We start from the raw sequence: 26,723 nt of genomic DNA on the forward strand, positions 1-26,723 counted from the left end.
TACGCACGCGAGCATCGCGTAATACCCCATCGTCGCCGTCAGTTCGACGAGTTGCCGATCGGTTCCGTCGAGCTGGCTTTCGTATCGGTGGTATGCGCCCAGTTCGCCCATCCGTCCGGCCATCTCCGGGCTTCGCAGCAGTACTCGAAACGGGCCGCGAACGCCGCCGCGGCTCTCCTCGATGCATCGAAATGCGTCCTCGTGGATCTCCTCTAGACCGTCCTCAACGCAGTCCCTCTCGACGTCTCGGAGGACGACGTCGTGGCCCGCCGCGGCGGAGACCTGCGCGATCCCGTGGCCCATACTCCTCGCTCCGAGTACTGCGATTCGCATGTGGTATCGCATCTCAAACGCAGTGAAAAGGATTCCTATCCGGCGAACGCGATCGGGTGTATTCGGCGGATCCACGCAAAAACCAGATGTCTCGATGCGCTCACGGAACACGATCGCGGCCGACTGGCGACGGTTCGATGTCGCGTCCCAAAGTCGCCGCTACTGGCTATCGCGGGCGGATCTTGAACCCATATCGCGTCACGCCCTCCTGCGTGTAGATGCGACGGATCGTCGTCTCGACGCGGTCGCCGACCGCGAACTCCTCGGGTGCCACGTCGGTTCCTATCGCCGCGATGCTGACGGCGTCGTCGCCGCGTGCCGACTCAAGCGCCACGATCGCCGCGGCGTAGTCGCCCGAACGGGCCTGCTGGTCAGCGAATTCCGGTGGGGCGCCGCCCTGTGAGATAGTCGTGACGGCCTCGACCGTTCCCTCGCCAGAGAGGGCAGCGGGTTCGTACTCGACAAGCGATCCGCAGTCGCCGCAGGCGCCCTCCGACGGGAACGAGAGCGCGCCGCACTCCGAACAGCGACCGGCCTCGAGCCGGTAGCGCTGCGGGAGCGAGCGCTTCCACGAGGGGACGCTGACGTAGGCGCCCCCGCCCGACGGCGGGCCGGTCGTGACGATGCCGCGCTGGCGCAGGTACTCCGCGTAGGAAAGCGTCTCGTCGCCCTCAAGGGCGGTCTCTGCGGGAACCTCGCTGTCGGCCTCGACGACGAGCGCGTCCGCGCCCGCGCCGCTGCCGTGGGAAACCGCGAGGATCGATTCGTAGCCGTCCGCGAGCGCGCTGGCCAGCGAGACGGAGACGCTTGCGGCGCCCAGATCGCCCAGGTCGTGGACCATCGCGGCGGCCTGGATATCGTCGCTGTCGACGCCAGCGGCGCCCGCGGCGCGGTAGGGCAGCTTCCCGTCGGGTGCTTGAATCGCGGCTGCCTCGGGGTTGGGCTCGACCTCGAGGCCCGAGACGGCCCCGCCGATCGTTTCCGAAAACGCCTGCCGGTCGTACTGGGTGACGCCCAGCCCCCGCGTCTCGTCCTCGCCGGTGTTGCGGAACCGGGTCCCTGGATACGGCGCGGAATATTCGGCGCGGTCGGTGATTTCGGCCGGGCCGTCGCGCTCTACGACGAACGCGGCGCTGCCGGCCCCGGCGGCGTGGTCGATCCCGTCGTCGGGGTCGCCCTTCGGCGCGTCGGCGGCGACGACCAGCGCGGTGGTCAACTCGGCCTCAAGCGCGTCCAGTCCGGCCCACAGCGCGCGGGTGCCGGCGCGCGTGCTCCCGGTGAACACCTGTCTGGTCGCCGACTCCGAGAGCGCGAGCATCGCGCCTAGTCGGGCGGTCGGGTCCTCCTCGGCTTCCGGCGGTCGCGAGGACGCGAACCCAAGCCAGTCGATTTCGGTGGGGTCGGTCTCGGCCGCCTCGAGCGCGCGGGTCGCGGCCTCGTAGCCCATCGTCAGGGCGTCCTCGTCGGCCGAGGGGACGGCCTTCTGGGTGATGCCGGCGGCGTGGAACTGGCCCCACGCCTCCTCGAATGCCTCGCTACTGATGCGGAACCGGGGCGCGTACGCGCCGACGCCGGTGATCGCGCTCATGCGTTCACCTCCGATTCCTTCTCGAAGACGTGGATCACCGATGCACCGCCACTGCCGCCGACGTTGTGGGTCAGCCCGCGGGCGGGGTTCTCGACCTGTCGCTCGCCCGCGTTCCCAGTGAGCTGTTTGTAGGCCTCGACGACCTGTCCGGCACCCGTCGCGCCGATGGGGTGGCCCTTAGACTTGAGGCCGCCGGAGGTGTTGACGGGGAGGTCGCCGTCGAGTTCGGTCGCGCCGGACTCGATCAACTGGCCCGCCTCGCCTTTCTCACAGAAGCCGAGATCCTCGTAGGCCAGCAGTTCGGCGATGGCGAAGCAGTCGTGGACCTCCGCGAAGTCGAGGTCGTTGGGACTCACATCGGCCATCTCGTAGGCCGACTCGGCGGCCCGCTGGCTCGCGGGGACGCCGGTGTAGGTATCGCGCTGGAAGAGGCCGACGTTGTCGCTGCCGGCGCCGACGCCTGCGACGCGGATCGGGTCGTCGGTGTAGTCGTCGACGACGTCCTCACTGACGATCAGCGCGCAGGCCGCGCCGTCGGAGGTCGGACAGCAGTGATAGAGGTTCAGCGGGTCGGCGACGACCGGCGCGGACTGGGCGTCCTCGAGCGAGCACTCGAAGCCCAACTGCGCGTGGGGGTTCTTGGCCCCGTTCGCGTGGTTCTTCACCGCGACCCGCGAGAGCTGCTCGCGCGTGGTGCCGTACCGCTCCATGTGGACGCTGGCCATCTGGGCGTAGACGCCAGAGAAGGTGGTGCCCGAGAGCCGCTCCCACTCGGTCTCCCCGGAGACGCCGAGCCAGTACTTCGTCGCGTCCGAACTCATGTCGGACATGATCTCGAAGCCGCCCGCGAGGACGACATCGGCCATCCCCGATTTGACCGCTTGGACCGCCTGACGGACCGCGAAGCCGCTCGCCGCGCAGGCGTTTTCGACCCGCGTCGTCGGCACGCCGTCGAGGCCCACGTGTTCAGTCACTGCCGGCCCGGAGAGCCCGAGTTGGCGGCCGCCGACGCCGAGATTTCCGATAACGGCCTCGTCGATCTCGTCCGCATCGATCCCATTTGGGACGCTTTCGACGGCTACCTCGAACGCCGTCCGGAACAGCGATCGGTAGCTCTCGCTGGGAAAAGCTCCGTATGACGACTGTCCGGCACCGATTAAATAAGCATCGCTCATGCAGAACCATGAATTTGTACCGAGATAAGTATACCGTCGGTTCGGCCCCTTTCGACCAGTTCCCAGTTACGTTCGTGAATTTACGCGCTATCGGGAGCAAGCAAACAGCTGCCCAAGAGTTCCAGAGTCCAAGTGCCGCCAAAACCGAAGCGGACGACGGCGGAACGCGTAAGGTGTATTTTGACGGAGAGTGGCGAGAAGCAACGACCTATCACCGTGATAGACTCAACCCAAGAGCGGAGTTCGAGGGGCCAGTTATCATGGGAGACGACCACTCAACGATAACTCTCAACCCGGCAATGAATGCATCGATTGACGAACATGAGAACGTAACTATTGATGTGAATGATTAACGAGGTATTAAACAATGTCCCAACAAACTAAATCCAAAAACGAGATCGACGCGGTGACTTTCGAAGTGCACCGAAGCGGATACGAATATACGGCTGACCCGATGAATACGGTACTACAACGGACATTATTCTCGCCGATTATGTACGAGATGGTGGATTTCTCCAACGGGCACTGTCTAGTTCTGCACCTCCTCGACTGGCACGTTTCCATCGAGAGCTTGATGCGGTCTTTGGTGGTTGTAGTAATGCATGAACTGTTCAAGCCACTCGCGGACGCTCGCCCGACTGCCCACCCATGAATTATGGAAGCGGTCGATACGCATTTTGAGGGTGTGAAACCACTTTTCGATGAGGTTTCGGTCGGTGTAGTTGACCCGACCGCTCGTCCGACTCGAGCGAGGGCAGTCCGATAGCCAAATTGATCGACGAGAAACTCAGTCTCGGAGAGGTCGTGTTTCTCGCGAAGTTTCTGCAGAAACGCAGCCGCCGGATCAGTGCCATGTCGACTAAACAATGCAACGTCAAGAATCACCTTTGTCTCAATGTCTATTGCAGCGTATAGTCAAGACCACTCGCCGTTGATCTTGACAGCAGTTTCGTCGACAGCGACCCGCGACGACAATGCCGTCGGCGGGTCGCGTCCGCTGTCAGCCAGCCGATGAACCCAGTTCCAGACCGCTCCGTGAGAGCGTTCAACGCCTAATTCAGCGAGAATCGTTGTTGTCTCCCGAAGCGAACAACCGATCTGATGGAGGTGGACGGCGAACGCCCTGCCAGGCGTCGCCGTCCGCTCGTTCTCCCAAGATTCTTCTAAATCCGTCTCATAGCTCTCGCTGAGCAGGTCTGCGAGCATCAACCAACTCAACAGTACGACCTGCTCACGTCTCAAACTGGCTCAACTAGACAGTGCCAGCTAGTCGATGGTATCGGCGAGAATCAGATTCGAGTCAGTCGAGCAGAACACCTATTTGATTCGAGGCCACATCCGCAAATGGGTTAATATGGGTCATTTCGTAGCGCGAAAGTGCCGAAATGACATTTGGAAAGTTCAGTAGTGCCAACAGTGAACTCCGCATATTGATTTTCGCTACCGCTACACCACGGACAGAATCAGCTACGAGTTCAGCACGACCGCAATTGACCACGGCAGCGCCAGGCATGCCGGCACGATGAATTGATACGAGCGCGGACAGAGAGGCCGACAGGCCAACCCGACGCCGATCGCGCCGGCTTTCACCGCGAGAAGTCCGAACAAACCGGAGATGTCAATCGCCGTGCGAGCAACCGGGTTTGATTCGACGAGCCCGAGCTGGAAGCCAGCGAGTGTCGTGACGATATCACCGACCAGTATGAGCACGACGAGTACCCTAATTTACACCTATTTGAAGGGGGCGAGCAGCAGACTAAACTAGCGTATCATAGGAATCATCACATTCCTATTAGGTTCAGAGGGAATGGTAAGTACAGGTGAGATACTGAGCAGAAATAGATCATGTGTCCCCAATACCTATCTCGTAACATATTGAAGTGGGTATATGGCCCTCCGAAACAAACTCCAAACAATACTTCACCAAGCCAAACAGTCAATTGCCTCTGATGCCGCCGCAGACCATCCATCAGACGGAGGAATAACTGGTGAAGACCGCTCACAAGCAGAATCTGATTGTGAGGACTGAATGACCTCAAGACTCCTCAAAATGAGCAACTGATTCATTTAGTTTCACTTTTTATGTATCGGCTATTCCATGCAGTTAGACTTACCCGCGTCGGGCGGATAGGTGAACATGGGTTTACATGGGTCATTTCGTAGCGCGAAAGCGCCGAAATGACTTTTGAGCAAAATTCAGTAGTGGCAACTCTGATNTTACATGGGTCATTTCGTAGCGCGAAAGCGCCGAAATGACTTTTGAGCAAAATTCAGTAGTGGCAACTCTGATTTTGAAGTCTATCGCTACCCGGTCACAGACAGAATTAACCACGAGTTCAGCACGACTGCGAGCAGCCAGGGCACTGCGAGGCATGCCGGGACGATGAATTGATACGAACGCGGACAGAGAGGCCGACAGGCCAACCCGACGCCGATCGCGCCGGCTTTCAGCGTGAGGATTCCAACGAGCCCGCCGTTCGCGAGAGCGTGCTGGCCAACTGGATTCGACTCGACGAGCCCGAGCTGTAGGCCAGCGAGTGTCGTGATGATATCACCGACCAGTGTGAACATGACGAGTCCCCACAGGACGCGGTCAACAGTTCGAGCTGAGAATGGAAGTTGCAGCGTCGCAATCGAGTATTCGCGTGTTGCCATACGAGGGACGGCAACGGGACTAGACTAGCCGGTTTCGCCGACTACCGTTATCGGTGGTGTCATAGGAGAGTTTTCACACCGCTATGCGGTGTCCGACGAATGATCACTACAGAGGATGTACTTATCGGTGCAGGCAGTGTATTGTCTCTATATGCCCGAAGAAGTCCTGTTCAAATCAGAGAGCGACCAGACCCGAGAAGACATCGCATCGTATCTTCGCAGTGTCGCTAATAANCTCTATATGCCCGAAGAAGTCCTGTTCAAATCAGAGAGCGACCAGACCCGAGAAGACATCGCATCGTATCTTCGCAGTGTCGCTAATAAACTCGAACAAGGGGGTGCAGTCACACTAAAATCCGGTTCCGAGTCCGTGACAATGGAACCGCCAGCCCGTCCGACGTTTGAGGTCAAAGCCGAACGCGAAGGGCCAACGGACGGACCTGGTGAATTGAGTATCGAGTTCGAACTCGAATGGGACGAGAACGGCAGTGAAGGGAACGGGGGGAGCAGCCAGTTAGAAATCGAGTAATCAATTAACACACTTACTGAGAGGGTGATTCACCGCAACGTAGGTGGAACAAACTCTTGGGAAAGTTTTATGACATCCACGCTATCGGGCGTTCTCGAGCGTAGTGAACGCTTCGCCAGTCGCAACGATCAACGCCTCTTCCGAATATCCGTCCTCGCCGTAAACCACGAGTTCGTTCGGCGCGTCAACGTTCTCGACATGTGCATGGTTTATCCGGTCTTCCCACTCGGGAACGGGCACATTGTTCACCGACTCGATAGAATCGGCGTCGACCCACTCAAACGCCGAAACTGACTTGCTCACGTCTTTATCAGTAGCTTCATTCACGCCCGCTCACCCCGTGAGCCCTCTGCAAACGCATCTGGTAGTGGGTCGCCGACATCGTCGGGATTGGCCGCTTGCAGCAGTTGTGAGAGCGTTTCGTTATCGCGCTCGATGCCGTAGCGTTCCATCCGGCGGCGCATCATTTCGGAACCAGGACCATCCGGGAAGGTGTCGGCGAGGTCCTGAAGCGTGTGATCGTAGTCGTGATACAGGTGCGCCAGCGTTCGCGGATCATCCCACGGGGCGAGCATGTCTGCATGGCGGAGTTCGCGAGCAACGGTTCGGGAATCGGCGTCGACGGCGGCAGCGATTCGGTCGAGTCGATCGCCATCGCGATAGGATGCGAGGATAACCTCAGTCTTGTCGGGCGTGTAGGCTGCAAGCGTCTGCTGAGCGGTGCCGCTGGTCGTCTGCGTCGGGTTGCGTGTTGCCATCGTCTCTTTCGAGGGATTTCGGACGCTCATCGGTCGGTTCCCCCATCGGCTCGAACTGGCTGCGAGGTATCTGTTGAAACAGTCGCGTAGCCGGTCTTCGGACGCTCATCAGGGCCGACACAGATGCTGTCGGTCACAAGATCGAGGTCTTGCAAGTCGTTCAGACACCGATAGGCCGTCGTTATCGAACATCCGAGTTCGTTGGTCAGTTCGCGAGCCGAGATCAGACCGTCGGCTCGATCAACGGCGACGTAGCATCGGGCACGATTCGGTTTGACGAACGCCAGTGCGTCGGGCAGTTCGCCCGTTCCGGTGAACTCGTCGGCGTCAACGAGTTTGTCGCTCACTGTCGGTCACCTCGCGTGTAATCGGGATCTGCACCCGCGCCACGTTGCAGGTCGCGGTAGGGAGTGCACTCGCGGCACGCCCACGTCGTGTCGGAATTGTCCCCGAAGACACGAGTGAACTGCTGTGTGACCTTCGAATCGCAGTTCTGGCAGCGGTTCTCGTCGTGGGTATGGGCAGTCGGTGTCCAGGCGGGCCGAGAGACGATACCGCCGTCGCACCGAACCTCGGGGTCGGTCACGACGGTCAGTACGATCGGCTCCTCGCCCTGGTGTTTGATAGACACATTGTCCGGCGCTAACTTAGGATTGCCAGCGTCGCGGAACTCCTCGGCCGGCCCGAAGGCCGACTCGTCGATCATCCCGTAGTAGGGCTCGAGTTCACCGCCGCCAGACTGGTAGTGCTGGATCGTGCCCCGCGGCGTACGGAACACAACTTGACCGGTGAACTCGCGCAGTTGGGGTGGAATCCACAGTCCCGACTCGCCAATATGGGTCGTCGACGGGAGTTCAGTCTGACCGCCGTCGGTTCGAAGATCAGTGAAATCCAAATAGCCAGGAGTTGTTTGGTGATAACAAGCAATGTCGGATGAAGATGAAAATGCAGACCTACTCGTCACTTGTGACCAATGCGGGGCAGCCTTTGCTGGGACAAGAACTGATGATGGGAAAATCCATCCCCTCGGTACTCGAGGCGGTTGCCGATGCGGGGGTGCATCCTTTTCCCAGGTCGAAGAGGAAGATTTCAACGAAGCTATCGATGACAGTTGATCAGTCCCGTCTATAGAGTGACTGCCGTCAATTCGGAGATCGGCGTTGTGGTCAGTGTCCCTGTGAAGTGTGCGGCATAGAACACCGACATATTCATCATGAATTACAACTGTCTGTTTACTATGTCGCCCTCCACGAGCCAAGATTCGCTGAGTTCTCGACAAAGAATTGTACTGGCTGGACTCCTTCTGGTAATACTGGTGTACGGTGTACTCGTACTGGCAGGAGCATTTATACCTGTTTCCAGAGAACCGGTTCAACTTGCAGTAATTGCATTCGTGATTTATCTGTTCTATCGGCTGGTGTTGGCTGCTGAACAAATCGCAGAGCAGATGTAACTGCTCAGTACCGTCTGTAGGCTGACCGCCGTCAGTCATGAGATCGGTGTCACGATCAGTATCCGTGTCGAGATACTGGAGTGGCTTCCCAGTTCGAAGGAGCGCAGATTCGTGATCGTACTCGATCATTGCCTCTTTGCTATCGAATAGATCGGAACCAAACGGTCCACACTCCGGGCAAATGTCTGCCGGACCGGTTTCGGGATGGTTCCCTCGGGTCGTATCGACATACCCGCAAGCTCGGCAGTATTTCCGGCCAGTACCGCTCACAGACTCGTCGCTGTCGATATTGACGTTCATAGAACTGGCCTCTGGAATTGGCGGTTGCGCTCACGTTCCTCGCGGCGGCGCTGTCGGCGCTCATCAACAGGGTCCGGGTGGCGTTCAGCGAGAACCTCCTGGTACAGTTCGTTGCGTTTGGCTTCAAGTTCTTCCACGACCTCCTCGGGAGCGACTTCACGAGCGGCTTCGACCGCGTCCCGAATCAGTTCGAGACGGCGTTCGGCGTCAGCCTCGCTGTTGAACTCTCGCTCCATTATGCCGCACCTCTATTGCGTGCGGCCGTGCGCGGAGACTCAAGGTTCTCACTGGTTAGCTCGGCTTTGCGCTCGTCGAGTGCGTCGAGGACTTCCGGGCGGCCACCGTCGGTGATCTGGCGTTCGACAGCTCGCCACGCTTCGAGCAGTTCCAAATCGCGGATGCCCGCGATCCGTGCGAACACGAGTTCCTTATTCGCTTGAAGGAACCGAGCAGGATCTTCCCCGTGTGTGGTTTCGATCTTGGAGAACTCGTGACGGACGTCTGTGGCGGCCGCGTAACGACCGTTCATCGGCGAATCGCCTCCTCGATAAGAGAATCGTATTCACGGTCGTATCCTGGCGTGGCCGGGAGATCGACGTTGATCTCGCCGTCTAGCGTGCCGACGACATGCGACTCGCTGGTGGTGTGTTCAGTGTTCTCTACTCCCGAATCGGTCCGACTAGATTTAAGTCGGTCTCGCTGTAACGTCTGCATGGTTCGGTGTCCTGTTTCCTGAGGGTACACGAACCGCGCGCGCCACGCCCTAACGTGGCGCTTCTCCGAGACGATTAGTCACACAGAGAGTGGTTCGTGCTAATTGATAGATAGAACTGTAGATACTTAATAATTCGCATTGTGCGGTCGCATAACGCGCATTGTGCGGTTGCACAATACTTTTTAAACCCATTCTCGAATAGCAACTTGTGCCACCAGACCGTTTCGACCATGACCCTAACACTGGCGATTTCTCGTCTCAAATCCCAACAACACGGATTCTGGATGTCGTTCGTCTGAACGAACCTGTTTCGACTGGCGAAGTAGCTAACGAACTTGATTGTCACCGGAATACTGCGCGGTACCGATTGAAGAAACTCGAAGAGAAGGGTCAGGTCGAAAAGGAGAAAATCGGCCAGCAGTTCGTCTGGCAGTCGGTCTGAGTTTACTTTCGCTGTGTCGGGGAAGCACTTATATTCCTATTTGTAGTAGGACCTATCACAATGGCAGTTAATTCTGGCCAGGCCGGAAGCGGCGATTCCGGAGGTGAACGCGAGCAACTGAGTCAAAAAGAGCGTATCGAGCATCGGCAACGTGATATTTCAGAAGCGATTGACGATCTCGAAAATACTGCACCAAATGAGCAAGTTGAAGCATTAGCCGAACTGCTCCGCCAAATGGATATCGAACTGAAACGACTCGAGGCTCGCAACCGACAACTGACGAGTCGGCTCAAGAAGGTGGAGGCTGTCAACGGGCTCACCGGCACCGAGATCACGTTCAGCGATACGTCGATTCTCGATCACCGAGACGAAAAGGTTGTCAAGGCGATCGTCGCTGACGAACTCGAGATGGTGACGTTAGCTGATCTGCAAGAACTGTATCGAAACCACACAGACATCCGCGACAGGGAAACGCTTCGCAGTCGGATCAAGGACCTCACCCGGCGTGGACCGTTCGAGCACGAACAGTCGGGGATGCAAAGTTCAGTGTGGCGATTCACTGGACTGGCAGACAGTAGTAACAATAGTTGGTAATACAGTTTCTTTATTCAAAAACACCTGTGGAACTGTCACGCAATTTAGAGCAGGGATATTACAGAATGTATGGAGAGTATAAGAATTATTTTTGGAGAGCAAAACTAATACCAAGGTCGTTAACAGAGATGTTGGCCCAAATATCTTGATTACGTTATTCCGATTGAATCCCATATTTAGGACGTTTAGGTTCCCAACAGATACTTTGTTACCGCACAATCACGGGTCTATGGTTGGGAACCCGGTCTAACTAATTTGGATGTCCAGCCAGTTCAGAAGACCGAGACTCGTGTCGTCTTCGACTTCCAAGATGTCGAGAGCGGGGCCCAGGTTGTCCTTTCCCACGAACTCCCCCAGAACGGTCCTAACAGTGCTGCCGATGGAAGGAGTGAAATGCTTGACGCCCTTGAAACGCTGGTCCAGGGATAACCCTTTTCGGGAGGAACAGCTACCACTTTCAGCCTGCTAGGTGAACGTACTTGTCGACGGACGACGTCGATACGGATGGGAAAGAAAATGATCGAAAAGCTCCGTCTCACAACCCGTTTCGTCGACGATCAAGACGAAGCGCTACGTTTCTACACTGAGAAGCTCGGTCTCGTGAAGAAAGCTGACGAACCGTTCGGGCCCGATAACCGCTGGGTCACTGTCGCCCCCGAACAGGACGAGACCGTGGAAATCGTCCTCGAACTCCCCGATTGGTCCGAGGACGAGGAAGAGGTCGACCGTCGAGCCGCGATGGTCGGTGAGCAACCGGCTCTCGCCTTCACCGTGGACGATTGCCACACAACCTACGAAACCCTGCGCGAGCGCGGTGTCGAGTTCACAACCGAGCCCCAAGAACAGCCCTACGGTATCGAGGCCGTCGCACGTGACCTCTATGGGAACGGCGTCGTCCTCGTCGAACGCTCACCAGAGGCAGCCTAAACCCCACCTTGTCCGCTGTTCTTTCGGCACCAGTTGCACAGCACACACCACTTTGTCCGCTGTTCTCACCACACCACGTTGTCCGCAGAACACGCCACCCTGTCCGCTGCTCCATACCCACACCACTTTGTCCGTAGTAATTCTTTCATTTTCAAGAATAGTCACTCAGAGTTCGGTCCTTATCAACGAGATCTACAATCGACTCATGAATACCGACCTCTGTAACCGTTTCATCAAGTGCATTGACAATCATATTGACGTCCATATCGATCGAATACTCTCGATAGGTCCCTCCACGGCGGCCTTCATTTCGCTCGACTGCTGAAATAATCCCGAGCATAGAGAGTTCACCGAGATGATCACGCATTCGTCGAGGAACAAGTGGATCAACCCCGATTTGCTCAGCAAAGTTAGTGTATCTAGGGCGGATATCACGGGAGCGGATTGGCGTCTCATTCTGCATTTCGAGAGTGATTAGCGCATAGAGGACGAGATGGCCATGTTGGGTGAGTCCGGTAATCCCTTCTCTGATACGACCACGCTCGAGTTCCTCTCTGGCATCCCGCACAAGATCTTCAGTAATCGTTTCAGTGTCCCTGTCGCGAGCAAGGTCGCCAGCTTTCATTAAGAGATCTAATGATTGACGAGCATCACCCGCATCCTTAGCACCGTAAGCGGCACAAAGTTCGATAACACCGGTATCAAGAACATTATCGCGGAATGCAGCATCAGCTCGTTGTTGCAAGATCTCAATCAATTCCTGGGCATCATAGGCAGGAAACTGAAGTTCTTCCTCACAGAGTGAACTCTTGACTTTTGGAGAAAGGTCGTCTCGGAAGGAAAAGTCGTTCGAGATTCCAATGATGCCGATCTTCGCCTGTGAGAGGTTTTCGTTTGCCCGTGCTCGAGGCAACTGATAGAGAATGCTGTCGTCCTGAATATGATCGACCTCGTCAAGAACAATGAGGAGAGTGCCACCACAGGAATCTAATTCCTCCCAGAGCATATCATAGACTGTGGGTCGAGGGTATCCCGTCGTAGAGATCTGGTTCGACTCGTCTCTGAATTTGTTAACGAGGCGCGTTGCGATTTGATAACTACTGGAGAGTCCATCACAGTTCAACAGCTTGACTGTGAGCTTGATGTCGTCATACTGAGCAGCATCGTCAATGAGATGATCGAGAAGGAACCGAGTCCCGGCGGTTTTCCCGACTCCAGTTTTCCCATAGAGAAAGATATTGTTTGGTTGTTCGCCATTGATAACGGGTTGGAGTGCGGTTTTGTATCGCTCGAGTTCTTTATCTCGACCGACAAGCTCACTCGGTTGATAATCTTCTCGAAGCGCGTCTCTATTGTGGTAAATATCTGTATCGCGTTCGAACATTCCACCCATATTCTCTTAGCAAGGGTTACGTAGGAAGGATAATAAAACCACCCCCCACCGCAGAGTCCGTTGTGTCCTCTGTTCCTCGGAGCATAAAGAAGGTAGGTACCCTCCCACCCCACTATGTCCGCTGTAATTCAAAGAGGGTAGACTAGAGGTAGAGTAGAGATAGTCTTATTGATCTAGGAAAGCTTTATTGGTGTAGATAGAATATCGTCCGAACGATAGCTGTTATCCATTGAGTGAAGGATCTTCGATCCGAACTCTGGTTTGTGGTTGCTTTCAATCTCAGAGAAACAGCGGACATTGTGGGGTGGGTGTGTCGTTTGGTGCTTGTTCACTGAACGTTCCTTTCCAGACACGCATCAATACATTCACATCAAATATTAGAGCCAACCACCGCTCGAATATTACTCATTTGGAATATATTCATAAACTGTATCACCAGTCTCAGTCAGCCCATATAGCCGGTGATGCGGCTGATCAGGTGTCAAGCACTTAATTAACTTCGGATCAGTCTTTTTCAGTTCTCGAAAGTAATTTGAGACGGAATCTGTTTGCAACCCAATTTCGCTCGCTATTTCCGACGCGCTAGCTGGCTCTTCATGTAGTCTATTTATTATCTGCGACTTTCGTCGAGATCTTCTAACCTCTGAAACTAGATCCCATGGTACGTTTGGATCAAATGACATGATATTGAGTTACTTGGGATGGATAAAAGTCCTATGGTGAGAATCATCTTGAGGGCAACCATAGGACCAACCGTTAGCCCAATTATTACATCATTGGCTAGGAATCATTGGCAACATTTAAGTAACCCTGTGTTAGAAGATAGGTTGGTGAGATGCGGAGGTTCTGGCACTCATTTTGCCAGACCCTAATCAAACGACTGTTATAGATATTTTTGCGGGTTTTGAGACCAACCGTTAGTACAACCCTTTGAGCTATGGCAAGGCCAATTGAAAGATGAACCACAAGGGCAACCGTATGGCATATCTGAAGGGCCATCGTAAGGGCAATTTCTAGAATATAAAGTATGTCGTATAACCCAAGTTATTTTAGAATTGGAATTCATAACCGAACCCTTCTTATCAAAATATAGATATAGAAAATATACACAAAACAGGGGATAGAAGGACCATTAGTGCGGTACGAAGAAACTACTTCGAAAAGGCTGATCCATTTGTAACAGAACTCCTGATTCACAGGCAGGAGAACACTTATTAGCCCTTCCCCCATACCCATAAACCGGATGCTCTGACAGGACCTCCGCATCTCACCAATCGAGGTCCCGCATCCTGATCGCGATGTTCACTCGGACATCAACATCCATGTGAATTCTCAGACTAGGATGAGAAGACATGGGCGATCGTCAGATACCTCGAAACATGAAGGTAGACACGATCGAACTCGACGGCGATACGCTGTCGGCAAGTAAGAGAGTCGAAGTAGCGTCGAAACAATTTGAAACACCGGTCAAAGCCCTCCAAGTGGGGAAACTCCGAGCCTCAGAAAAGGTATCCCCACTTGCCCGGGGGATCGTCGAAATCTACGGGAAAGCAAGCGCAGCTGCGTTAACAAATTCCCGCAGTGGATGGACTGGGTTGGCGAAAAAACTCGAACGGCAGGAGAAAAACGCCCACAATGACGAGTTTGTGGTCCCGTTCATCGAGTACGATGATTCTTCTAATTTAGAAGCCGAGAACGCTGCTGAGATCGCGAAGTTACAGACAAACTATGGGGACATTCTCACCGTTCCCCTTATGAGCGAACTCGTCGATGCTGCTGAAGATGGCGATGGTCGTACGACCCCACATGTGACAGCGATTATAGAGAACACCAAGCAGTTCCTAAAGGCAGTGGATAAACTGGGGGTCGATAAACCAGTGATGGGGGTAATCCCGCCAATTAGTCACGACTGTACGCAGGCGCTCGTAGATGTGTACTTAGATCACGGTCTCCGTGCGTACTGTGTCGACTTTAACCGTAGGTCGCCGATGGCACAGTCGCAAATCGATCACGTGATAAACCCGCTTATGCAATCGCTCAGCAGCTACAATACACGAGAGGAGAGCCTCCTATACGGTGTAAACGCTAATGACAGCCGACCAGTTACAGGCAAGCGGCGAACCTCGGACGCAGTATACGCATATACACTCGGTTTCGACATTGTGGGTGACAACCATATTGCACCAAAGCTTCCTGAAGAAGTCTTCGAGGAACTAGCGAAGAAAGCCGCAAAGGGAGAAGTCGAATTGAAGCTGTTTGACATCGATACGGTATCAATAGTCGAAGTCCCAGTAAGCGAACTGGGGTCCTTCCTACCCGATGATGCGGAAATCCCAGTTGATCGCATCCAGGATCGTATTAAACAGGATCCAGATGAGCAATACCGGTTCACCAAGTTGATAAATGCAGAATTGATTAGCCTCTACCTCGAATCGGAGGGCGGTATCGATCCGCAGAAGATATTCGTCGACCTGAGAACCGGAGCGTATACTCAGAACTCCGATCTCGAGAGGGTTCGAGAGTTGTCAACAGAGGTTCTCAGCGGTTCCTAACGGATTCGGCTGGTCACTCGTTTTAGTTATTTTTTGCAAGTCCCGGTGACAGAACGTCGTCGATGAGCAACTGTAGAAATTGGTTCATTGCAATGTGGACAAATATCATACTGTGGTATTTCACCATAGAAGTCCAGACACACCTCTGCACTCTCCTCCCAACCCGCTTCGGTATACTGCCAGAACATAGCCTCTTTATTTGGGCCCGGTGCTGTCAGAAGATATTGTTCGTGATTACTGTGGGCTTCAATTCGAATCTTTGGGCCATAATACGTCAAATCTCGTTGCACAACTGTAGCAGTATCTGGAATATGTCCATCTCGGATAGTATTTATAACATCACATATCTCAAGAGTATCATTATGCTCAGCCCGCATGAAAACACGTTTAGTTGGATGTTTGGTTTCCGACGTCCTATTATGTTGATTAGGGGCGACAGCCATATTAAGACCTCAAACAGCTATCCCTAGAAGTGTTACGGTAGAGAGAAAGCCCTGCCGCTAAAATCAAGGACTGGTTAAATGTCTAGATGGAGTATATTCCAGAGATTGTATATCGGTAAAATTTGTTTTCGACTATACACACGAAAAAAGCCAGTGTGTATCTCTGAACTGATCCGCTCTGCGGGCGGAACTCATCCGCATTTGCTAGCACAGTTTCCCAATTCCAAACCGGAATAGAGTCGTTCAATAAGTCAAAAAGTTACGAGATCGGGAGTTGTGTGTACGAGCAGACGGATCGAACTGATGGCGACTATTTGACAGGCTCATCACGTTAGTCCGCTACAGCACCGACCGTCGTTTCCGCAAGCGTTGCCTGGTCTGGCGTCTCGCCGATCGTTACGTCGTAGAAAGACTGCCCGACGTAGTCGGGGTTGGGTTTCAGTAACGATGCGAGGATATCGATCCAATCGTCGATCCATGGGCCAACCGCAGCGATGAACTTGCCCCGATCCAACGGCTGTTCGAACGCCTCAATCAGCTCGGAATTACCAAGATTGTAACCGAGTTCATCGAGTGCATCGAACAGCACACCATCGACAGTCGTGGTCCCGGTCGTCACACGGCCAGCACTAGGTTTCGTCGCATCAGTCTCTGGAACGTACCAGGGTGCGACTGTCGCTGTCCACTTGCCGCCGTCGACCCGTGTGAGGATATCCAGCGCCTCAAGACGGTCAATGTGTTTCCGATAGGCCTCCCCCGAACAGCCGACACGCTTGAGGAGGTCTGATCGCCCGATCGGGCCGTCTGCCGTAAGCACAGCGTGCAAGATCTTGCCGGGCGTCGGGGCATACAGATCGGGGAACAGACGATCGGCCGGCAGCGTCGAGAGTGCGTACTCAATATCGGCGATTGTAACGTCACCTGGTTGTGCCGATCGAGTGAGCGCGGTCAGTGCGTCGACGACGTCGACCGGCGAGCCAGTGTAGGCTTCGAACAGTCGCGTGGTGCGGCGCATTGCATCGGATTCGTGAGCCGGACAGAGATTCTTTTTCGTGAGCACTGTTTCGACGGCATGACGCATGGCCGCGTAGTCTGATGTATCGGTGACCGGCACGTTGAGTTTGACCGGGTCGTAGTCCGTGCGGTCGTCGAGGCGCTGCTCGTTGCGAGCGGCAATCGCCCCGCGAATCTGTTCGGCGTAGTCCGAGATTCCCGGGCCAGAGAGAACCCACGACGCTCGAAGATGGCCATTGGGGTCCGATGGGTCCACATTGCGAGCCATCGCCGTGGTCCGTTTCTGACTGTCCGGTTCCCAGAAGTTTCGATGCAGCGAGTGCATTCCATACGAAGACTGCCGTGTCGTGACTTCGGAGGCAAATCGACAGAAGTCTGCAGCAGGAAGGTTGTTCGGGTCGGGAATGCGGATTTCAATCGAGATATCGACGCCGATCGCGTCGTAGAGCGCTGTCGCCGACATGAGAAGACCATGGGCTTTCCGAAGCGTCTCAACGCGTTCGTCTTCGTCCAGACTATCCAGCTCACCGAGTTTGCACAACAAGGCAGACCGGACGCCTGCGTACCGGTCCTTGAGCAGGTCGTAAGCCCGTTCATCCTCGGAGAGCCACCCGACTTGCGCCGCCCGGACAAGATGGTCATAGACATCGCGACTGTTGTTGATGGCGTCGCCGAAACAGTGCTCAAGTTCGTCGCCGAGTGCCGACGGCGTGAGAACGGTGCTCCACAACTTATCGTCAAGTAACGCCGTTGCAAGCCGCACCAGTGTGGGTAGCGTTCCGCCGTACTGCGTACTCACGGCCAGGTGGTCCTCCATGCAACTCACGTAGGTCACTCGGCCGTCGTCCCACCGTTCTACAGGGTAGTCGTTCAGGTTCACGCCATCGCGTACGTCAGCGGCCGTAATACGGGCATGTAGCGGCCAACTGCTGTCACCTAGCTTCGGTAACCACTGCACGTAGCCGGTCGTCTCAGCATCGCCCGTATCGGCCAGCATACCTTCCGCCGAACGGCCGTCCTCACCAGCACCCATCCCGTCGGCCGACCCATACACTGTACTTGCTGACTGACTTGGGGTCTCAGTAACGCTGCCAGAATTGGGATTTGAATCTGGATGCTCTGGCTGGTCGAACGCGGCAAAAACCGTCTCTTGAGCGGGATGAACAACCCGATGATCGTCTGTGATGAGGCCGGCAGCAGCCTTCCCACGCTCGGACAGGGACATCGTGTTCTCGGTACCGCGTCGATCGACGTCGACGTAGTCGTGGTCAGATTCGAGGGCGTCGATGTACGGCCGGATTGAGCCCCGGGAGAGATCAATATCGGTGTCGTTAGCTATGTCTTTGACCGTTGCGTCGGGATTCCGTTCGAGGTGGTTCAATATCGCGAGTTTGCCTGCGCGCTTATCCATCAACTCGAGATCGGTGTAGATCGACTCCTCATCACAGACAGTCGGAGCACTGGAAGATTGGGTAGTCTGTCGCCCCGGCATGTTGACCTGAGTAACGCGAGCAACGAACTCGGGATGGGAGGATTCGAGAGTCTGGAAGACCCGCGGTGAGGTTACAATCGTGATATCGGCACCAGCCGCGAGCTGTTCCAAGGCAGTCAGTGTCTTCGCTCGTGTCGACCGATGGGCTGACTCAAGCCATGTTTCTCCGTCGAATCGAACGACGATCTGTGGTGTCACGTCGGCAGCTTCGAGTATGGACACGATCGTCGCCGCAAGGTCGTCGTGTGAGAGACCGAGCGCGTTCCGACCGGTGCCGATCTCGGTCAACGCCGTTCGTGCCCAGTCACGATTCTGCTTGTGATACTCGCGAGCCTGATCGGACAAGTCCTGGTTCTCAAGGTCGACATCATGATACTCACACGCGTACGTGGCCAGCACGCTCGCGAAGTCGGACCAATCGTCGGGGATACCGTACTCGGCGATCAGCAGATCGGCCATGTGACCAGCATCGATTTTGTCCTCGACTAGTTTGTCGACGGCCCGAACCAGCGTTGGCAGCAGGTCCGCAAGCACAGTTGGGAGCCACTCGGAAACTGTCGGCGGCACATCGGCCGCAATCGTATTGAACTGCTGTTGGGCCGGCGGCGTTGGCTGGATAGACAGCGATTCGATCTCCAGGTCAGGATCACGGCTGGGTTCAACTGGCTCCGGATCGGTCAGCGTCCGATCATCGTGGGGTTCGCCGTAGTAGCTCCGGAGTTGGTCATCAAGAGAGACAAGATCGCTGTCACGGGACTTGGCGATTGTCTCAAACTCCTGGTCTCGGTCATAGAACTGCTCGAGCCGATATTCGTTTAGTGCCTCGAACTTCGGCGTCTTGGATTCCTGAATGGAGTCGAGAAGGTCGGCAAACCGATCGGAACCGATCGGCTTGAGGTCCATCTTCTCGGCAGTGAGCGTGAACGACTCGATTTGGCCGTCGATTTCCGCGAGTTGATCGCCATACTGCCCGTGTTCGAGTGTAAGATCGTTGTACGATTGGGCCTCGCCAGCACGTTTCGCGAGATAGCGGGCTCGCCATTCACCCGCGGCCTCGCGCGTCGGGAGGCTCTTGAGACACTTGACAGTCGACGGATCGTGTTGTGCGCCACAGTGTGGGCAGTTGATCGATGCTTGCTCGCGCCACTGGCCATGGCCAGTCCACTCGTCAGTGTTCCGAATCCAAGGTGTCGTGCAGGTCTTACAGACCAGTACGTCGAACTCGTCGGTCACACGACCACCCCACTGTCGACTGGGTGGGGTGTGAAAACGCTCATCGCGCAACGGCCAGCGGAAAATCTAGTTTGAGTGCTTGACCGTTGTTCCATAGTGTTCCTGAGGGTACACAGTTGCCGTTGCCGGCCAGTTGGCGGCTGCCCTACCAGCCGCCGAGGAATTGTCTCGAGCCTGCTGCCCTACCAGCAGGCCGACCGATACCTCCGTGATGGTCATCGCTGCACGGACACCTCTATCACGTCCATCGATGCCAGCACTTTGTGCATCCACCCGGGCACGCGCTCGGGCTTTGCGGCGTTCTCGGCTCCGAAAACGCCGGTGAGTTCAGCAGTTGAGCCGCTTCCCTCGACGATCCAGCGCTTCCCGACGAACGCGAGTTCAATCGTGAAGCTGCCTGAAGTGCCACGGAACGTCACGTCGCAGGTCGCGTCGTCGGGCAAGTCGTCGACCGCTTGGCCGATCTCGATCTCGTCGGTCAGCTCGATGCGGCGCGCGTCGTCGGACCGATCAGTTTGCGTGATTGCCATGACAGAGAGAAGGGATGAGACACACTTAGCTTGGGGAGGGTCGTTTCCGGCACTTCCGGCCTCGCAGTCTGGCGATTTTTCATTTCCGCCCTCCTGTTGGCGGTCGCGCGGACTGGTCTCGAAGCCAGACGCTGCGCGCGGCGCAACCGTCTTCCGTACGGTATTGTTTTGCGAGTGCGTGTCGTCTGTCATGGTGGGTTGTCAGAGGTTTTGACCCCTGGGCGGGCGTGTTGAGGTCACGCCCGTCCGTTCGTTTTCACGGACAGGTAGTCTGTCCAGAGCGTCGTACTTTCTGACAGTGCACTCGTTGCGAGGGAGTCATCATAAAGTTTGTCGTCATATAGAGACATATATTCCTATGAGAAGACACCTATACCTTATATGGGGACAGATACAATCGTTCCATATGAAACTAAGAGTCGGTCGTAAGAACGTTGGGCCAGATGCGCCCGCGAGTAGCATGGATGACGGGGAATGATGACTCTATCCTCGAATTCCTCGGGGAGAATGATGTCGCCCTTGCCCCCCGCGGCTTAGAGATCAATCTCCAACGGGAGGGTATTTCTATATCTAAACGCACCATCCAGCGCCGAGTAAAGAAACTTCATGAAAAAGGACTCATAGAAAAAGTTCACGAAAACGCGGGATACTATGCAATTACGGATAAAGGACGGCAGTATCTCGAGGGCGAGCTCGACGCAAGCGAACTTGAGGATGACGGGGACAACGATGGGAAATAGCCCCGACGCCCCGTCTCAACTCGCCGAACTCACAGGCGAACCACGCGAGAAATTCGAGTTCACGGACGAGATTCGTGACCTCTCGGAGATGGAACCAAAGCCGATCGACGGCGACGGTGTCGATGTCGGGTTTGGTCCGTTCGACGCACTGGCTCATCGCCACCGTGATCGAGGCACGGACAAATCTGAAGCCGACAATGAGTGACAACGAACGTCGGGATGCAATTAATCGGTATGAGCGAACACTCGATCATCAAGTCGCTCTTCTGGACGGCATTGACGAGAAAGCACAGAAAATCGTCCAATATACGGGCGTTGTAATTGGATTGGTACTGACGGTCGTTTCACTTATCCCACGGGTGGAGGGAATCACATTTGGCGATATTCCCTACTCCTCACAGATAACATTTGCACTCGGTATCTTTGCACTCTTAGGCGCAATTGCGTTCGGGATGATTACGTATCTTAGTAGTGTGATTGAGTATGGCCTTGGTGGAGAATTCGGCCATTCTGTCGCTTCTGGCACCGTCGAATCCCCGTTTTATGAAGAAGTCGTTTTGAACTCCTACGCAACTGCAGTGGAAAGTAACCGTGAGGTGATAAATATAAACGCAGTTCGATTTCGACGAACCTTAGAGTTTCTTATCACTGGAATTGCGCTATTGGTGCTCTCTGGGCTGTATTTTCTCTTTCAAGTACCGTTATGGCATGAAATAGGTGTTGGAGCTCTCTATTCGCTTTTATTGGGCCAACTCCTGGTGTATATTCACAGGGAAGAATACTTAGTCTTGGATCGCAATTAATCAGATATGAGTGAATCGGAGACCGACAAGCGGCAACTAGTTGCGGATGCCGATGGCGTCTTTATCGATGATGATGGCCGTGTCCGTGCAAAGATGGTCAAAAATTCGAAGGGCGGTATTCCGGACTCTGAATAACGTCTCACTGTTCTTTTCAGGCGTATTCTGTTGTGGTCCCTGTATAGCGGATCCAGAAGCCGATTTTACTGCCGAGATCGACTCAAGTGAACTCGAGGAGAGCCATGAGTGATAGACCTGATGCACCGGCTTGTCTGGTCGAACTCACGGGTGAGCAGCGCGAGGAGTTCGAGTACACAGGTAAAATTCACGATCTCTCAGAGATGGAGTCGACACCGATCGACGAAGCCGATGTCGGTGGTGTCGATGTCGGGTCTGATCCGTTCGATGCGCTTAGCCACCGCGACTGCAATCAAGACACTGACGAGGCTGCCGTCGATACGTGAGAGACTCGCCGCGAGCGAACTCACGGACGAGGAAACGGTAAGAGTCTTACTCAGTGTATATACATCTGAGCGATTGTTGTTTGTGTATATGCGTAGACCCGAACATTAATGTCATGATAGAATAGACTCTGGTTCAACATGTCGAACCACTTTTCAGGGGGCGATCTCAAAACCGCAGCCAAGTTGGTGATATTAGAAGAATATCTAGATGTATACACAACAATTCTTGACACGCACTGGGAATGGGGTGACCTTTGGTATGTTGATACACACTCAGGGACAGGAAAAACTCATATTGATGAAAAAGGTATTGATATTGATGGATCCGCAATTCGAGCGATTGAAGACTATAGTGGTTTCTTCGACAGGTTTTATTTATATGAGCTAAACGAAGAACACTTCCATACGCTCCATCAGACACTATCTGAGATATTTGACCTGTCATTTGATGTTAGTCCGGTTGACACAAATGGTGAAGACTTTCTAGTTGCACGATGCGATGATCCCTATATTCGTATTATGCAAATGGATTCTAATCAGGGGGTGAGTTTCTTAGCGGACAATGCTAATAGTACTTCCCACTGGTTTACATTCATTGATCCAAAAGGACTGACTGCTAAAAGATCAACTCTAGACACCTTACTAGATCGAGGGAACGTAGATATATTATTGAATTATCAAACCACTGGCGTAATGAGGAGTGCAGCGGCAGAACACGCTCACGGTGCAGTAAGACGTACAATGGGTGATGATGACTGGCCGGAAGCAGCTTCAAGAGAAGAATATGCTGAGATATATAAACAGAAGCTTGAGGAAAACCGGGATATCCGTCCAGTGTTGACAAAGGGCCTTGAATCACCAGATGACCGTCGATGTCGATTTGATTTGGTTTTTGCCTGTACAAATGACGGTGCCCGTAATGCAATGGAATCAATCATGGATCAAGACACCCTCTGGGAAAAAGCCCAAGACGAATTTGGTCAGTCTGGACTAAGCGATTTCTTTTAGACTTTATTATACTATTTGCAAAATCTCGACCCTAAACACTCATATGGGGGATATTTGGAATTGGTGAGGCGGGGTCTTCTCTCTCTGCAAACTCTTCCGGTGACTGCCGATCACGCCATGACTGTAACCATATCTGCTCTTCATCGGAAACATGCTTGATCAATTGCTTGTCTGGCCACAGATGCACCGGCAGTCCCATCTCTTGACCAATCTCTTGGACCCATCGAAGATGATTCGTTGCGTACTCAATCCATCTTTCTCGATTACGTAAACGATCCAATTCCTCAGCCAACTTCTCTTCACCTGCATCCCGAGCAGCTTGCACGGTCATCTCAAAGTTTCCACCACGGGGATTGATTGGCTCGTGGAAAACAACAGCAGGATCACACTCGGCTACACGCTCGAGATGCTCACGAAGATTGTTCTTGTCCTGCGTTGGATAGGTCGGACTCATACTCACAAAAGTCTGCACACCATGTTTATTGAACTCTTTGAGACCCCGAAGTCGGTGCTCTGGCGCTGGCGCATTTGACTCAATAGCAGTCACTTGACCAGCATCCATACAGGGGATGGACGAACCAATCGTAACGTACTCTCCGGCAGTCTGAAACACATCCAAATCCTGGAGTGCAAGGATCGGATTCCGCGTCAGAACACGCGTGTACTTTTCGTGGTCTGTGAGTGCCTTCACGACATTACGCGTGATTTTCCCCGAACGACCGTCCATATAACAATCTGTAGAAAAGGAGACACCAACCACGCCACGGCCACGCCGCGTCTCTCGCCATTTCCGCTTTCGGTCTAGATGGCCGTCAAGTCGTTCACCAAGCTCATCACGATAGAGAACATAGCTACCCCATTCTTTTTGACCATTTTCTACATCGACTTCTTCCTCCAACATATCCGGTCGCGTGCGGATATTTGGTGTCGATGGGACGTAACAGAATTTGCACCCGTGGCGGCAACCAGTTGCAACATTCACAACATAATCACAAAGATGCTTACTGTTGAGACCAGACTCACTGAGGATCGCCTTCGTCGGGTCGTCTCCAGTCCGTACTCCCTCGTGGTCCTCAGACATAGTTCTAGTATTCAGGTATTATCTCTCCACTCACAAAATTCTTGCTAGTCATTATAGGTTTCACTTTCACTTTCACTACACTTGGATCGCCTCTTTTGGCTTACAGTTGGATATTGGAATAAGGCGATCCATATGGAGCTCACCTGGGAAACAGGCGACAGCTGGTTCGAGCGAATATATTCCATTGAGAGCGACAATGGCCAAACAATCGAAACTCTTGGAAGCCAGCCCACCCTCGATGAACTCCGTGAAATCGAACGTCGACATGGCGATCCAACCACCCGGTTAAATCTGTGGCAAGCGGGTCTCCTCTGTGCTGACTGCAGCAGTGAAATTAATGGTCGTTTCGCGGCTGCTCCTTCTGGGGCGATTCTCTGTTGGGACTGTGCAATGGATACCGAAAGCGCGAATCAAAGTGATATCCGCGTCAACACCGATCCAACAAAATCGGTAATGAGCGAATCACATCTTCACACGAAGAGCCTTTGCGATCACGTCATCAACGTTGCGACCGGCTGTCGTCACGGCTGTGAGTTCTGCTACGTGCCAACAACACCAGCAATCGACAACCGGGACGAAATGCTTGCCGACCAGGCCGACGTTGACGACCCGCAAGCGGACTGGGGGAGCTACCTCCTGTACCGTGATGATCTCCCAGAACGGCTTGGTCGCATCCTCGAGGACCGCGATCCAAGCGACCGAAAGCACACCGATCGCGGTCGCGGTATCGTCATGCTCTCGAGTGGAACTGATTGCTACCAAGATCGTCGAACTGCTCAGATCACGCGAGGTGTCGTAACTGAACTCGTGACTCACGACATCCCAGCGCGAATACTTACTCGTAGTCCAGCAGTCGTTCGCGACATTGACCTTTTCCAGGAAGCTGGTGACTGCATCACAGTCGGATCGTCGATCCCCTCGTTCGAAGCCCCACTCGTCAGTGCGATCGAACCGAACGCGCCACCGCCGATGAAACGATGGGAAGCGCTCGATCGACTTCAGCAAGCCGGTGTACCGGTGTTCGTCTCACTGTCACCCACGTACCCGACGATGGACGAAGACGACTTCCACGAGCTACTGAGCTACTTCCGAGCACTGGGCGAGACCATCGTCTTCCATGAGCCAATCAATCCCCGTGGTGCGAACTTTCAGCAGTGTCTTGAGGCAGCTACCGATGCCGGATACGACGACGTCGCTGCAGAACTGCAGCGAATGCGTGACGATCGCCAGTACTGGGCCGAATACGCACTCGAGCAACTCAATACGGTTCAACAGGTTGCGAAACGATTCAACGGTCTGCAAGTCCACTCGTGGCCCGACAATGAACTCATTCGATCGACGAGTGGCCAACTCAGATCAAAGCTGACTGCGATGCAACAGGCTGTTTCAGCTGAGTCATTTGCCACGACTGAACCCGATACTCCACCAAAACAGCCTGTGCTGGCGGAAAGTGGCGAAACGGTCCAACAATTAATGTAGATATGGTTCGCCGAGTGTCCCGAAGAATTTACTACGAATCACTGATCTCGGTGAGCAGTATCTTGAGGGAAAATTCGACTCAAACACCACATGATGGCATCGGTCACGAAACACTCACGACCTCGCCTCGGGCGCGGTCCAACAGCAAGGTGCTGCCGGTTTCAATCCCGTTGTGGGTTTCTACCGCGTCGCGACCGAACTGCTCGACGATGCTGGTCGGGCACTATCTGTTTCAATCCCGGTGTGGGTTTCTACCGCACTTCGACTCGACCTTTCCGACCAGGCTCCTTCGGGCGCGTCGGTGTTTCAATCCCGATCTGGGTTTCTACCGCACTTCGACTCGATGCTGCGGATGGAACCGAACAACAACTCGCTTTGTTTCAATCCCGATCTGGGTTTCTACCGCACTTCGACTCCCGGTTCTATGACAACTGCACCAATATCACCATGTTTCAATCCCGATCTGGGTTTCTACCGCACTTCGACCTTGTAATCTGAACCTTCTTCCCACGAGTCCTTGCGTTTCAATCCCGATCTGGGTTTCTACCGCACTTCGACCCGACCGGAGACCCGCCAGAGATAGCGATAGCGGAGTTTCAATCCCGATCTGGGTTTCTACCGCACTTCGACGATATAGTGGTACGGTTCGAGGGATTCGACCTCATGTTTCAATCCCGATCTGGGTTTCTACCGCACTTCGACCAATGAGCACGAGCAACCGCCTCGGAGATCTAATGTTTCAATCCCGATCTGGGTTTCTACCGCACTTCGACACCGTGGAAGTTGAACTTATCATTGCGCGTCTTATAGTTTCAATCCCGATCTGGGTTTCTACCGCACTTCGACGGGCACAACAACCCGGCAGTCGTCCTGGCGATCGTCGTTTCAATCCCGATCTGGGTTTCTACCGCACTTCGACCCTTCGCCGCGGATTTCGGCGAGGGCCTGTTCGATCGTTTCAATCCCGATCTGGGTTTCTACCGCACTTCGACCGAACCCGTCACCGCCGCCGAGTCCGAACCCGT

General features: G+C 54.4%; 27 protein-coding genes, 4 pseudogenes and 1 CRISPR repeat array (1 of these 32 only partly in view). Of the genes and pseudogenes, 14 read left to right on the forward strand and 17 right to left on the reverse strand.

Annotated elements, in window-relative coordinates:
* Positions 1 to 195: 195 nt before the first annotated feature.
* The 3 genes and pseudogenes from C481_RS21435 to C481_RS20505 all read right to left on the reverse strand — a co-directional run.
* Positions 196 to 333 (reverse strand): annotated as a pseudogene (locus C481_RS21435) (3-hydroxyacyl-CoA dehydrogenase NAD-binding domain-containing protein); the annotation flags it as partial.
* 166 nt (positions 334 to 499) lie between these two features.
* Positions 500 to 1,921: a zinc ribbon domain-containing protein gene (locus C481_RS20500; protein ID WP_006111291.1), complete on the reverse strand. Its 1,422-nt coding sequence runs from the start codon at positions 1,919 to 1,921 to the stop codon at positions 500 to 502.
* Positions 1,918 to 3,096 (reverse strand): thiolase domain-containing protein, encoded by a 1,179-nt coding sequence (locus C481_RS20505; RefSeq protein WP_006111292.1) that lies wholly within the window; start codon positions 3,094 to 3,096, stop codon positions 1,918 to 1,920. Before C481_RS20505 ends, C481_RS20500 begins: the two co-directional genes overlap by 4 nt.
* A gap of 8 nt (positions 3,097 to 3,104) precedes the next feature.
* On the opposite strand from C481_RS20505, the gene C481_RS23260 reads away from it, so the two are divergent.
* Positions 3,105 to 3,449, forward strand: a complete 345-nt coding sequence (locus C481_RS23260) for a hypothetical protein (protein WP_006111293.1) — start codon at positions 3,105 to 3,107, stop codon at positions 3,447 to 3,449.
* Positions 3,450 to 3,625: 176 nt separating this feature from the next.
* Here the strand turns inward: C481_RS23260 and C481_RS20515 are convergent.
* From C481_RS20515 to C481_RS20525, 3 genes and pseudogenes are all read right to left on the reverse strand, one after another.
* Positions 3,626 to 4,302 (reverse strand): annotated as a pseudogene (locus C481_RS20515) (IS6 family transposase).
* Between the two features lie 261 nt (positions 4,303 to 4,563).
* Positions 4,564 to 4,815 (reverse strand): annotated as a pseudogene (locus tag C481_RS20520) (DUF5658 family protein); the annotation flags it as partial.
* 585 nt (positions 4,816 to 5,400) lie between these two features.
* Complete coding sequence (locus C481_RS20525; protein ID WP_006111300.1) at positions 5,401 to 5,751, reverse strand: hypothetical protein; 351 nt, start codon at positions 5,749 to 5,751, stop codon at positions 5,401 to 5,403.
* A 151-nt stretch (positions 5,752 to 5,902) separates the two neighbouring features.
* On the opposite strand from C481_RS20525, the pseudogene C481_RS23025 reads away from it, so the two are divergent.
* A pseudogene (locus tag C481_RS23025) lies at positions 5,903 to 5,977 on the forward strand (amphi-Trp domain-containing protein); the annotation flags it as partial.
* A 15-nt stretch (positions 5,978 to 5,992) separates the two neighbouring features.
* Entirely contained in the window at positions 5,993 to 6,280 is a 288-nt protein-coding gene (locus C481_RS20530) for an amphi-Trp domain-containing protein (RefSeq protein WP_006111303.1), read from the forward strand.
* 81 nt (positions 6,281 to 6,361) lie between these two features.
* On the opposite strand, the gene C481_RS20535 is transcribed toward C481_RS20530, so the two are convergent.
* From C481_RS20535 to C481_RS20565, 6 genes are all read right to left on the reverse strand, one after another.
* Positions 6,362 to 6,607: a hypothetical protein gene (locus C481_RS20535; RefSeq protein ID WP_049904824.1), complete on the reverse strand. Its 246-nt coding sequence runs from the start codon at positions 6,605 to 6,607 to the stop codon at positions 6,362 to 6,364.
* Positions 6,604 to 7,068 (reverse strand): hypothetical protein, encoded by a 465-nt coding sequence (locus C481_RS20540; RefSeq protein ID WP_006111305.1) that lies wholly within the window; start codon positions 7,066 to 7,068, stop codon positions 6,604 to 6,606. Before C481_RS20540 ends, C481_RS20535 begins: the two co-directional genes overlap by 4 nt.
* Positions 7,065 to 7,385 (reverse strand): hypothetical protein, encoded by a 321-nt coding sequence (locus C481_RS20545; protein ID WP_006111306.1) that lies wholly within the window; start codon positions 7,383 to 7,385, stop codon positions 7,065 to 7,067. Before C481_RS20545 ends, C481_RS20540 begins: the two co-directional genes overlap by 4 nt.
* Positions 7,382 to 7,933 carry a DUF7563 family protein gene (locus C481_RS20550; RefSeq protein ID WP_006111307.1) on the reverse strand — a complete coding sequence of 184 codons (552 nt, stop codon included), beginning with the start codon at positions 7,931 to 7,933 and terminating at the stop codon, positions 7,382 to 7,384. Before C481_RS20550 ends, C481_RS20545 begins: the two co-directional genes overlap by 4 nt.
* An 854-nt stretch (positions 7,934 to 8,787) precedes the next feature.
* The gene (locus C481_RS20560; RefSeq protein ID WP_006111311.1) at positions 8,788 to 9,027 is read right to left on the reverse strand and encodes a hypothetical protein; all 240 of its coding nucleotides are present in this window, start codon (positions 9,025 to 9,027) and stop codon (positions 8,788 to 8,790) included.
* A complete protein-coding gene (locus C481_RS20565) occupies positions 9,027 to 9,320 on the reverse strand; it encodes a hypothetical protein (RefSeq protein ID WP_006111312.1) in 294 nt (97 codons plus the stop codon). Before C481_RS20565 ends, C481_RS20560 begins: the two co-directional genes overlap by 1 nt.
* Before the next feature lie 394 nt (positions 9,321 to 9,714).
* Here C481_RS20565 and C481_RS21440 point away from each other — a divergent pair, with 394 nt between their 5' ends.
* The 3 genes from C481_RS21440 to C481_RS20580 all read left to right on the forward strand — a co-directional run bounded on the left by C481_RS21440 (position 9,715) and on the right by C481_RS20580 (position 11,469).
* Positions 9,715 to 9,948, forward strand: a complete 234-nt coding sequence (locus C481_RS21440) for a winged helix-turn-helix domain-containing protein (RefSeq protein WP_083860952.1) — start codon at positions 9,715 to 9,717, stop codon at positions 9,946 to 9,948.
* Positions 9,949 to 10,008: 60 nt separating this feature from the next.
* The gene (locus C481_RS20575; protein WP_049904825.1) at positions 10,009 to 10,542 is read left to right on the forward strand and encodes a hypothetical protein; all 534 of its coding nucleotides are present in this window, start codon (positions 10,009 to 10,011) and stop codon (positions 10,540 to 10,542) included.
* Between the two features lie 504 nt (positions 10,543 to 11,046).
* The gene (locus C481_RS20580; protein ID WP_006111317.1) at positions 11,047 to 11,469 is read left to right on the forward strand and encodes a VOC family protein; all 423 of its coding nucleotides are present in this window, start codon (positions 11,047 to 11,049) and stop codon (positions 11,467 to 11,469) included.
* A gap of 151 nt (positions 11,470 to 11,620) precedes the next feature.
* Here C481_RS20580 and C481_RS20585 read toward each other — a convergent pair whose 3' ends face one another.
* Entirely contained in the window at positions 11,621 to 12,862 is a 1,242-nt protein-coding gene (locus C481_RS20585; RefSeq protein WP_049904826.1) for a Cdc6/Cdc18 family protein, read from the reverse strand.
* A 1,352-nt stretch (positions 12,863 to 14,214) separates the two neighbouring features.
* On the opposite strand from C481_RS20585, the gene C481_RS20590 reads away from it, so the two are divergent.
* Positions 14,215 to 15,414 (forward strand): hypothetical protein, encoded by a 1,200-nt coding sequence (locus C481_RS20590; protein ID WP_206537186.1) that lies wholly within the window; start codon positions 14,215 to 14,217, stop codon positions 15,412 to 15,414.
* Between the two features lie 26 nt (positions 15,415 to 15,440).
* On the opposite strand, the gene C481_RS21855 is transcribed toward C481_RS20590, so the two are convergent.
* The 3 genes from C481_RS21855 to C481_RS20605 all read right to left on the reverse strand — a co-directional run bounded on the left by C481_RS21855 (position 15,441) and on the right by C481_RS20605 (position 20,126).
* Positions 15,441 to 15,857 carry a hypothetical protein gene (locus C481_RS21855; RefSeq protein WP_152422238.1) on the reverse strand — a complete coding sequence of 139 codons (417 nt, stop codon included), beginning with the start codon at positions 15,855 to 15,857 and terminating at the stop codon, positions 15,441 to 15,443.
* 331 nt (positions 15,858 to 16,188) lie between these two features.
* Positions 16,189 to 19,596 carry a winged helix-turn-helix domain-containing protein gene (locus tag C481_RS20600; RefSeq protein ID WP_006111325.1) on the reverse strand — a complete coding sequence of 1,136 codons (3,408 nt, stop codon included), beginning with the start codon at positions 19,594 to 19,596 and terminating at the stop codon, positions 16,189 to 16,191.
* A gap of 215 nt (positions 19,597 to 19,811) precedes the next feature.
* Positions 19,812 to 20,126 carry a hypothetical protein gene (locus tag C481_RS20605; RefSeq protein ID WP_006111326.1) on the reverse strand — a complete coding sequence of 105 codons (315 nt, stop codon included), beginning with the start codon at positions 20,124 to 20,126 and terminating at the stop codon, positions 19,812 to 19,814.
* A 464-nt stretch (positions 20,127 to 20,590) separates the two neighbouring features.
* Between C481_RS20605 and C481_RS20610 the strand changes: the two genes are divergently transcribed.
* The 6 genes from C481_RS20610 to tcmP all read left to right on the forward strand — a co-directional run bounded on the left by C481_RS20610 (position 20,591) and on the right by tcmP (position 23,138).
* Positions 20,591 to 20,866, forward strand: coding sequence for a winged-helix domain-containing protein (locus C481_RS20610; RefSeq protein WP_193787851.1), 276 nt, complete (start codon positions 20,591 to 20,593; stop codon positions 20,864 to 20,866).
* Positions 20,856 to 21,071, forward strand: coding sequence for a hypothetical protein (locus tag C481_RS20615; protein ID WP_006111330.1), 216 nt, complete (start codon positions 20,856 to 20,858; stop codon positions 21,069 to 21,071). The genes C481_RS20610 and C481_RS20615 overlap by 11 nt, the downstream gene beginning before the upstream one ends.
* Positions 21,064 to 21,669: a hypothetical protein gene (locus C481_RS20620; RefSeq protein WP_006111332.1), complete on the forward strand. Its 606-nt coding sequence runs from the start codon at positions 21,064 to 21,066 to the stop codon at positions 21,667 to 21,669. The genes C481_RS20615 and C481_RS20620 overlap by 8 nt, the downstream gene beginning before the upstream one ends.
* A gap of 6 nt (positions 21,670 to 21,675) precedes the next feature.
* Complete coding sequence (locus tag C481_RS23030) at positions 21,676 to 21,804, forward strand: hypothetical protein (RefSeq protein WP_275040078.1); 129 nt, start codon at positions 21,676 to 21,678, stop codon at positions 21,802 to 21,804.
* A gap of 104 nt (positions 21,805 to 21,908) precedes the next feature.
* Positions 21,909 to 22,130 (forward strand): hypothetical protein, encoded by a 222-nt coding sequence (locus C481_RS20625; protein WP_006111334.1) that lies wholly within the window; start codon positions 21,909 to 21,911, stop codon positions 22,128 to 22,130.
* Between the two features lie 138 nt (positions 22,131 to 22,268).
* Positions 22,269 to 23,138 (forward strand): three-Cys-motif partner protein TcmP, encoded by an 870-nt coding sequence (gene tcmP / locus C481_RS21445; protein WP_083860953.1) that lies wholly within the window; start codon positions 22,269 to 22,271, stop codon positions 23,136 to 23,138.
* A gap of 31 nt (positions 23,139 to 23,169) precedes the next feature.
* On the opposite strand, the gene C481_RS21450 is transcribed toward tcmP, so the two are convergent.
* Positions 23,170 to 24,039 carry a radical SAM protein gene (locus tag C481_RS21450; protein WP_241434730.1) on the reverse strand — a complete coding sequence of 290 codons (870 nt, stop codon included), beginning with the start codon at positions 24,037 to 24,039 and terminating at the stop codon, positions 23,170 to 23,172.
* A gap of 312 nt (positions 24,040 to 24,351) precedes the next feature.
* On the opposite strand from C481_RS21450, the gene C481_RS20640 reads away from it, so the two are divergent.
* Positions 24,352 to 25,698 (forward strand): SPL family radical SAM protein, encoded by a 1,347-nt coding sequence (locus C481_RS20640; RefSeq protein WP_049904830.1) that lies wholly within the window; start codon positions 24,352 to 24,354, stop codon positions 25,696 to 25,698.
* 158 nt (positions 25,699 to 25,856) lie between these two features.
* Positions 25,857 to 26,723: direct repeats of the CRISPR family, unit length 37 nt; unit sequence GTTTCAATCCCGATCTGGGTTTCTACCGCACTTCGAC; it runs 40 nt beyond the window's last position.

The organism is Natrialba asiatica DSM 12278 (assembly GCF_000337555.1).
In the GTDB taxonomy this organism is placed as follows: domain Archaea; phylum Halobacteriota; class Halobacteria; order Halobacteriales; family Natrialbaceae; genus Natrialba; species Natrialba asiatica.

Bases quoted from the DNA above. Each gene is read 5' to 3' on its own strand.
- C481_RS20500 (WP_006111291.1), bottom strand. From the start codon at position 1,921: ATGAGCGCGATCACCGGCGTCGGCGCGTACGCGCCCCGGTTCCGCATC.
- C481_RS20505 (WP_006111292.1), bottom strand. From the start codon at position 3,096: ATGAGCGATGCTTATTTAATCGGTGCCGGACAGTCGTCATACGGAGCT.
- C481_RS23260 (WP_006111293.1), top strand. From the start codon at position 3,105: ATGAATTTGTACCGAGATAAGTATACCGTCGGTTCGGCCCCTTTCGAC.
- C481_RS20525 (WP_006111300.1), bottom strand. From the start codon at position 5,751: ATGGCAACACGCGAATACTCGATTGCGACGCTGCAACTTCCATTCTCA.
- C481_RS20530 (WP_006111303.1), top strand. From the start codon at position 5,993: ATGCCCGAAGAAGTCCTGTTCAAATCAGAGAGCGACCAGACCCGAGAA.
- C481_RS20540 (WP_006111305.1), bottom strand. From the start codon at position 7,068: ATGAGCGTCCGAAATCCCTCGAAAGAGACGATGGCAACACGCAACCCG.
- C481_RS20560 (WP_006111311.1), bottom strand. From the start codon at position 9,027: ATGGAGCGAGAGTTCAACAGCGAGGCTGACGCCGAACGCCGTCTCGAA.
- C481_RS20565 (WP_006111312.1), bottom strand. From the start codon at position 9,320: ATGAACGGTCGTTACGCGGCCGCCACAGACGTCCGTCACGAGTTCTCC.
- C481_RS20575 (WP_049904825.1), top strand. From the start codon at position 10,009: ATGGCAGTTAATTCTGGCCAGGCCGGAAGCGGCGATTCCGGAGGTGAA.
- C481_RS20580 (WP_006111317.1), top strand. From the start codon at position 11,047: ATGGGAAAGAAAATGATCGAAAAGCTCCGTCTCACAACCCGTTTCGTC.
- C481_RS20585 (WP_049904826.1), bottom strand. From the start codon at position 12,862: ATGGGTGGAATGTTCGAACGCGATACAGATATTTACCACAATAGAGAC.
- C481_RS20590 (WP_206537186.1), top strand. From the start codon at position 14,215: ATGGGCGATCGTCAGATACCTCGAAACATGAAGGTAGACACGATCGAA.
- C481_RS21855 (WP_152422238.1), bottom strand. From the start codon at position 15,857: ATGGCTGTCGCCCCTAATCAACATAATAGGACGTCGGAAACCAAACAT.
- C481_RS20605 (WP_006111326.1), bottom strand. From the start codon at position 20,126: ATGGCAATCACGCAAACTGATCGGTCCGACGACGCGCGCCGCATCGAG.
- C481_RS20610 (WP_193787851.1), top strand. From the start codon at position 20,591: ATGACGGGGAATGATGACTCTATCCTCGAATTCCTCGGGGAGAATGAT.
- C481_RS20615 (WP_006111330.1), top strand. From the start codon at position 20,856: ATGGGAAATAGCCCCGACGCCCCGTCTCAACTCGCCGAACTCACAGGC.
- C481_RS20620 (WP_006111332.1), top strand. From the start codon at position 21,064: ATGAGTGACAACGAACGTCGGGATGCAATTAATCGGTATGAGCGAACA.
- C481_RS23030 (WP_275040078.1), top strand. From the start codon at position 21,676: ATGAGTGAATCGGAGACCGACAAGCGGCAACTAGTTGCGGATGCCGAT.
- C481_RS20625 (WP_006111334.1), top strand. From the start codon at position 21,909: ATGAGTGATAGACCTGATGCACCGGCTTGTCTGGTCGAACTCACGGGT.
- tcmP (WP_083860953.1), top strand. From the start codon at position 22,269: ATGTCGAACCACTTTTCAGGGGGCGATCTCAAAACCGCAGCCAAGTTG.
- C481_RS21450 (WP_241434730.1), bottom strand. From the start codon at position 24,039: ATGTTGGAGGAAGAAGTCGATGTAGAAAATGGTCAAAAAGAATGGGGT.
- C481_RS20640 (WP_049904830.1), top strand. From the start codon at position 24,352: ATGGAGCTCACCTGGGAAACAGGCGACAGCTGGTTCGAGCGAATATAT.